Annotated in this window: 6 protein-coding genes; 5 read left to right on the top strand and 1 reads right to left on the bottom strand. The window is 44.8% G+C overall.

Annotated features, from left to right (window positions below; genetic code table 11):
- The 5 genes from AC5RDS_RS08090 to AC5RDS_RS08070 form a co-directional block, all read left to right on the top strand.
- On the top strand, nucleotides 1-181 hold a 181-nt coding region (locus AC5RDS_RS08090; protein ID WP_306442461.1), incomplete at its 5' end, for a hypothetical protein.
- Between the two features lie 208 nt (nucleotides 182-389).
- Nucleotides 390-3494: a SusC/RagA family TonB-linked outer membrane protein gene (locus AC5RDS_RS08085; RefSeq protein WP_175315301.1), complete on the top strand. Its 3105-nt coding sequence runs from the start codon at nucleotides 390-392 to the stop codon at nucleotides 3492-3494.
- Between the two features lie 11 nt (nucleotides 3495-3505).
- Nucleotides 3506-4966, top strand: a complete 1461-nt coding sequence (locus AC5RDS_RS08080; RefSeq protein ID WP_217778965.1) for a RagB/SusD family nutrient uptake outer membrane protein — start codon at nucleotides 3506-3508, stop codon at nucleotides 4964-4966.
- A gap of 180 nt (nucleotides 4967-5146) precedes the next feature.
- Nucleotides 5147-5725 carry an ArnT family glycosyltransferase gene (locus AC5RDS_RS08075; RefSeq protein WP_272054616.1) on the top strand — a complete coding sequence of 193 codons (579 nt, stop codon included), beginning with the start codon at nucleotides 5147-5149 and terminating at the stop codon, nucleotides 5723-5725.
- A 48-nt stretch (nucleotides 5726-5773) separates the two neighbouring features.
- Nucleotides 5774-6391, top strand: a complete 618-nt coding sequence (locus AC5RDS_RS08070; protein WP_217778963.1) for a hypothetical protein — start codon at nucleotides 5774-5776, stop codon at nucleotides 6389-6391.
- Here the strand turns inward: AC5RDS_RS08070 and AC5RDS_RS08065 are convergent.
- Entirely contained in the window at nucleotides 6357-6914 is a 558-nt protein-coding gene (locus AC5RDS_RS08065) for a manganese efflux pump MntP (RefSeq protein WP_013610473.1), read from the bottom strand. The two genes, AC5RDS_RS08070 and AC5RDS_RS08065, sit on opposite strands and share 35 nt — an antisense overlap.
- Nucleotides 6915-6986: the final 72 nt, after the last annotated feature.

Genomic DNA, 6986 nt, shown 5'->3' with positions numbered 1-6986 from the left:
TTACCTTTATTCCCCAATTACACAACTTTTTTTGAAATATTTTAATGATTTATGCCACAAAACATATTTTAATAGAAATTTTGGTGCGGTTGCCCTGGTATGCAAAAAGCCGATTTTTAATTTTAGGGCGAAAAATATAGGTGTTTTACTGTATGTTAAGAAAATATTAATGGTCTGTTAAGTTTTTTTTTTGCATTTTTTTTGGAATGTCAAAAAAGTTTGATATGTTTACTGCAGGTTCCTAGATGAGATGGAGAATATGCTCATGTAAAGCGTACGATAAAACTGAGCGTGCTTCCCCGGGTTTGACGGCTCGGCGCAAATGCATTCTGAATATGGACAGGCATTTGTATTTGTTATTAACTATTTTTAGACCTAAACCTATTTTTATGAGAAAACGATTGTATCTGTTACTTGCATTCCTTTGGATGGGGGTATGCATGCTGAGTGCGCAGACGAAAAATGTTTCAGGACGTATCCTGTCTGCAGAAAATGATGAACCGATAGCCGGTGCTACGGTATTGGTCAAGGGTACATCTATCGGGGTGGTTTCTGATGCACATGGGCATTTTACGCTGAAAGTGCCGGAATCTGCTACCGAATTAATAGTTTCGTTTATAGGAATGGAAACACAGGAAGTGGGAATCAAAGCGAATCTGACGATTCGGTTGAAGTCTGCCAACGAGAAATTGGATGAGGTGATGGTAGTGGCCTATGGAACTGCCAAAAAATCGAGCTTTACAGGTGCTGCAGAGGTGATAAAGAACGAACAGTTGGAAAAAATGAATGTCGTGTCTGTCACCAAAGCATTGGAAGGCACATCGCCGGGTTTGCAGGTGATGGGCGGCACCGGTCAGCCGGGCTCGGGAGCTACAGTCCGTATCCGTGGTATCGGTTCGCTGTCATCCTCTTCTGCTCCTTTGTATGTGTTGAACGGAGTTGTTTTTGACGGGGATATCAGTTCCATCAATCCGGATGATATAGAATCGATTTCAGTGTTGAAGGATGCGGCTTCGGCTGCCTTGTACGGTGCGCGTGGAGCCAATGGTGTCATTATGATACAGACCAAAAAGGGAAATGCCGAGAAGTCGACGCTGAGCGTCAAGGCTGTCTGGGGATTTTCATCCCGTGCAATTCCCGAATATTCCAGAATCGGAATAAAGGATTATTACGAGACTTCCTGGGAAGCATACAGAAATGCGTTGGTGGGGACAGGACAATCCATGGAAAAGGCTTCCGAATATGCTGCAGCCAATCTTATCAACAAGCAGCTCGGCGGCTATAACAATTATAACATTCCCGCCGATAAACTGATAGGAGCGGATGGTAAGGTGGATGCTTCCGCCCGGTTGCTCTATCATGACAATTGGGGCGATGCACTGTTCCGTACCGGGTTGAAGCAGGATTATATGCTTTCCATGAGCGGAGGCTCGGACAAGACCACCTATTATCTTTCGCTTGGCTGGCTGGACGAGGAGGGGATTATGACCCGTACGGACTATCAGCGTTTCACGGCAAGAGCGAATATTAACAGTCAGTTTACCGACTGGTTCAATCTGGAGGGAAATATGGGGTATACCAATGACAAGAGCAATCAGATGATGCAGGCAGAGGGAACATATGCCATCAACCCGTTCTTTTATTCCCGTATGATTGCTCCGATATTCCCGATTTACAAGCGCGACGAGCAAGGTAATTATATATTGGACAGTGAGGGAAACAAGGTTTTTGATTATGGAGAGAAACGCCCTTTCAACGGACGGACCAACAATCTGGCGACATTGATTCATGATGCAGTCTGGAATCAGACCGATAATTTCAATATCAACGTCACTGCCGGTACGAAGTTCTTGCGCAACTTTACTTTCAAAGTGAGCGGTAGTGCGGATATATTGAATCGCCGTTATACCAAAATGTATAACAATAAGTTCGGTGATGCAGCCAATGTCGGAGGACGAGGCAGCGTGGAGGCTTTGAGGATAGAATCGCTTACATTCAACCAGATATTGAATTTTAATAAAGAGCTCGGACTGCATAATGTATCTGCAATGGTGGGACATGAAAGTTATCGGTATGTAGAGAAGAGTGTTTTTGCACAGCGTACCGGTTTCCCATTGGAGATGTCGAATGATTTGGTATTTGGTGCGCAGTTGGAGGATGGCAGTAGCCAGACCGATGAGCATGCGATAGAAGGTTGGTTCGGGCAGGTGGGGTATGATTATGCCAATCGCTACTATATATCAGGTTCTTATCGCCGGGACGGTAGTTCGCGTTTCTATAAAGACAGCCGTTGGGGTGACTTCTGGTCGGTGGGTGCATCCTGGAGAATTTCGCAGGAAGCCTTTATGAAAAATGCCAAATGGATGGACAACTTGAAGTTGAAAGTGTCGTACGGAGTGCAAGGGAATGATAATATCCTTGATGAAAATGAAAATCCCTATTACTATGCATGGCAGAATTTCTTCGAGCCATATCCCAATCATGATTTTGGAGGCGTCATTCACTCCACAACAGGCAATAGGGATTTGCATTGGGAGAAAAATACCAATTTCAATGTCGGCCTTGAATTCGGTTTCCTGAACCGCATCCGTGGTGAGGTGGACTATTTTATCCGTAAGGGGGAAGATATGCTGTATGCTGTTCCTGTCCCTTATTCCACTGGGTTGCCTTCCATCATGCAGAATGCCGCATCGATGGACAATAAGGGAATAGAGCTGCAATTGTCTTTTGATATTCTAAAGGAAAGGGCATTCAAGTGGACGTTGGATTTAAATTTGACCCACTATAAGAATAAACTGACGAAGCTGACGCAAGATGAGGTTTGGGTCAGTACGAAAAAATGGGTGGAAGGCGGTTCTATCTATGATTTCTGGTTGATGAAATGGGCAGGGGTGGATGCTGAAAACGGAGATGAATTGTGGTGGTATAAAAACGGTGATGCCTGGGAAAAGACAAATGATTATTCGTTGGCGTCCAAAGATCCGAAGAGTAAACAGTATGTAGGTTCTGCTATCCCTAAAGTATATGGCGGTTTTACCAATAATTTTTCGTGGAAGGGGTTGAACCTGTCGGTATTTTTCTCCTATTCTGTCGGAGGCAAGATGTATGACAGCAATTACCAGCGTTTGATGCATGCCGGCAGCTTGGGACATGCATGGCATAAGGATATATTGAAACGTTGGAGAAATCCGGGTGATGTGACCGATGTGCCAAGAATTGAAAAGGGTAATCGGTATATTTCAAGATCCAGCAATCGCTTCTTGAAGGATGCTTCTTACCTGTCGTTGCGTAACATCAATCTTTCCTATACGCTTCCTGCGGAGTGGAGTAGCCGTGTGGGAATGTCGTCCGTCAAGGTGTTTGTGAGCGGGGACAATCTGGTGACTTTTACAAAATTGAAAGGAATGGACCCGACCCAGGCGTTCTCCGGAGTGAGCGATAATACCTACGTGCCGAACCGAGTGGTTTCTGTTGGTTTGAATATTAATTTCTAAAATAGACAATTATGAAGATACTATATATATTGCCGTTGGTTTGGATGTTGGTGTTTACATCCTGCAACAGTGATTTTTTGGATCGAGAACCGTCGAATAAATATACGGATGATATATTGCTTACTTCGACGGAGGGAGGTATGATGCTGCTGAACGGTACGTTGCGCCGCACTTATATCAGTTATGAGTCTCATGCACAATACGGGCAGAAGGCGGTGGATATCATGACCGATATGCTGGGAGAGGATTATTACACGGGAGATGGTTACTGGAACAATTATGAATCGTGGTATTCCTGGTTGGCACACAGAAGTGCGAATGATGAAGATAATAAATTTGTATGGATGTACTATTACGGTACGATCGACAATATGAATCTTTTGCTTGCGCATGTGGATGCCATGAAGGGAGAGCAGAAGGAGCGCGATAATCTGAAAGGACAGGCGTACGCATTTCGTGCACACAGCTATTTCAAGTTGGTGCAGTTGTATGCGGAGCGTTATAAACCGGAAGGCCGTAACACCCAATTGGGAATCCCCGTATATACGCATCCGACCAGTGAGGGAAAAGCCCGCAGTACGGTGGAAGAGGTGTATACTCGCATTAATACCGACCTTGATTCGGCGATGATGCTGTTGACGGAAGATAGGATACATATCAGCCATTTTAATTTGAATGTGGCTCAGGGAATCAAAGCGGAAGTGTTGCTGACGATGGGAAAATATAAAGAGGCTGCCAAGATGGCACACGAGGCGAGACAGGGCTTTGGTCTGATGCCGCAAGAATTGTTCGCAGCCGGTTTTAACAGTGTGAACAATCCGGAGTGGATGTGGGGTATGCAGATAAAGGTTGACCAATCGACTATTTACGCTTCCTATTTTTCAAATACGGATCCCTGTTCAATAGGATATAATGAGCTCGGTAATGAAAAGCGGATAAATTCGCAGTTGTATGATGCGATGAAGGACAGCGATGTGAGGAAATCGGTATGTGTCGGTGCCGACGGTGCGACATTGGATAGTGACAATGGTGAATTTGAAGTTCCTCCTTATACGGTGAATAAATTCCGTCTGCCGTCTTATGCCAACTGGTCCGGGGATTATTGTTATATGCGTGCAGCCGAAATGTATCTGATTGAGGCAGAAGGGTTGGCTCGCTCCGACCAGAGCAAAGAAGCAGCGAAAGTCCTGTATGAGCTGGTAAGTGCCCGCGATCCGAAATATAAGCTTCCGGATGTGACAGGGAATGCCTTGGTGGAAGAGGTGATGTTGCAGCGTCGTCTGGAACTTTTGGGAGAGGGATTCCGCTTTATGGATATGAAGCGTTTGAATCTGTCGCTTGACCGTACAGATAAGGGACATGAAGAGACATTCCTTAAGCCTGCGAAGGTGGATGCCGGCGATATCCGGTGGCAGTTCCTGATTCCGACACAGGAAATGACTTCGAATCCGAATATGGTGCAGAACGATTGATTCTATATGGAGCCGCTCTTGAACAGGGCGGCTTTTTTTTGTGTGGAATGATTAGGTTGTTTGCTTTTTTCAGTATATTGACCACTGAAATTAATGATGCGTTTGTTTATGAGTATTGATAGATGGGTGCTTTTGTGTTTGGTCTGTCTGACGACATTCTTTGTGGACAATTCAGTATTGGTGCCGGACATAATGGAGTCAGGAAATATAGTTACTGCCCGAGAAATGGTTTATGACGGCAACTGGATTGCTCCGACGATGAATGGTGAATTGCGCTTGGAGAAACCACCGTTGCCGACATGGCTGACTGCCGTTGTTGAGATGATAGCTCCTGACAATCTGGGGTGGCAACGCGGTGTGGCAGGCTTGGCAGCCCTCCTTTTGGTGTTCTACTTTTATTGTTTTGTAAAAAACATTTTAGGAGTTGCTCCTTTTGTGTCTGCGCTGATTTTGTGTACATGCCATAATGTGATACTGATGGGACGTACGGCATCGTGGGATATATACTGTCATGCATTTATGCTGGGGGCGGTATATCATTTGGCGGTGGCAATAAAAGGAATGGGCGGGAAGTGGCGTCATTGTATCGTGGCGGGTGTGCTGGCGGGTCTTTCCATCATGAGTAAAGGGCCGGTGTCTGTTTATGCTCTCTTGCTGCCGTTTGTTATAGCGTTTGCTTTTGTGATGCGACCTTGTATCAAGGGGTGTCGGGTTGCGATTGGCGTAATGTGTGTGATTGCATTGGTGGTGGGAGGATGATGGTTTGCATATATTCATTTATCTTATCCGAATGAACTGGCTGCGGTTGTGGAAAAGGAATCGGAGGCGTGGATTAGTTATAATGTACGTCCCTGGTATTATTATTGGAAGTTTTTTTTAGAATCGGGGGTGTGGGCAGGTCTGCTGATTACGGCAACTGTCCTGCCTGTATGGAATAGGCAATTGAGACATAATAAATTGTATTTATTGCCATTGTTGTGGATGTTGGTGGCACTTGTTTTGCTGTCCTTATTGCCGGAAAAGAAGATGAGGTACATATTCCCATTGCTCATACCTGCCAGTATGTTAATGGGGGAACTGGTAGATTGGTGGAAAAAAAGTTTTGTCTGTGGTGCTGTAAAAAGAACGGATAGTCTGATATTCCGCAGTAATGTTTGGCTCGTTGCAATTGCTGTGGCACTTTTGCCCGTTGCGGGATGGATATTTATGTTTAGTTGCGGGAAGATGACTTTGTTGTTGTGGTTTGTTGTGACTTGTATCTGTTTGGGGGTGGTTCTTGTATTGGTATGGAGCGGTCTGCGTATGCGGGTGTCGTATATGGAAAACAAAGGGACGGGGATATTGTTCTATTTTGGGGAACAATACCCCCGTCCCTTTGTTCTGACGATCTTTAATCCAATAAAGTATGTTCGATCAGTATTTTAACACCGATTACAATTAAGATAAGGCCTCCGAGTAGTTCTACTTTGAGGCCTTTGATTTTTCCGAACCGGAAGCCACAGATCACTCCGCTGAAAGAAAGGAAGAAAGTAGTGAAAGCGATAACTGAAGCCGGAAACCAGATGCCCGTTTTCAGAAAAGCCATACTCACGCCGACAGCCAGGGCATCGATACTGGTCGCTACGCCGAGGGTGAAAAGCATCCGGCTAGAAAAGGTAATCAGGTGGCTATCCTCTTCTTTGAAGGATTCGTAGACCATCTTTCCACCTAAATAACTCAATAAAACAAAGGCGATCCAGTGATCGAAATCGGTGATATAATTACTGAAATGAATACCCATCGCCCATCCCAGCCAGGTCATACCCCCCTGGAATATCCCCATGGTCAAAGCCATTTTCAGAGACTTCTTGATACAGAACGGTTTCATACATATGCCGCCACTGATACTGACCGCTAAACTGTCCATAGAAAGACCGATTGCAATTAATAGGATGGTGATAAAGCTCATTGTACAAAAATTGTTCTGCAAAGATAGAAAATAAAGTAAAAAGTAAAAGGTAAAAACGAAAAGGTGACTTAC

It is taken from the genome of Odoribacter sp. (assembly GCF_985060555.1).
This window is presented reverse-complemented; position numbering and strand designations above follow the sequence as displayed.

Bases quoted from the DNA above. Each gene is read 5' to 3' on its own strand.
- AC5RDS_RS08080 (WP_217778965.1), top strand. From the start codon at position 3,506: ATGAAGATACTATATATATTGCCGTTGGTTTGGATGTTGGTGTTTACA.
- AC5RDS_RS08085 (WP_175315301.1), top strand. From the start codon at position 390: ATGAGAAAACGATTGTATCTGTTACTTGCATTCCTTTGGATGGGGGTA.
- AC5RDS_RS08065 (WP_013610473.1), bottom strand. From the start codon at position 6,914: ATGAGCTTTATCACCATCCTATTAATTGCAATCGGTCTTTCTATGGAC.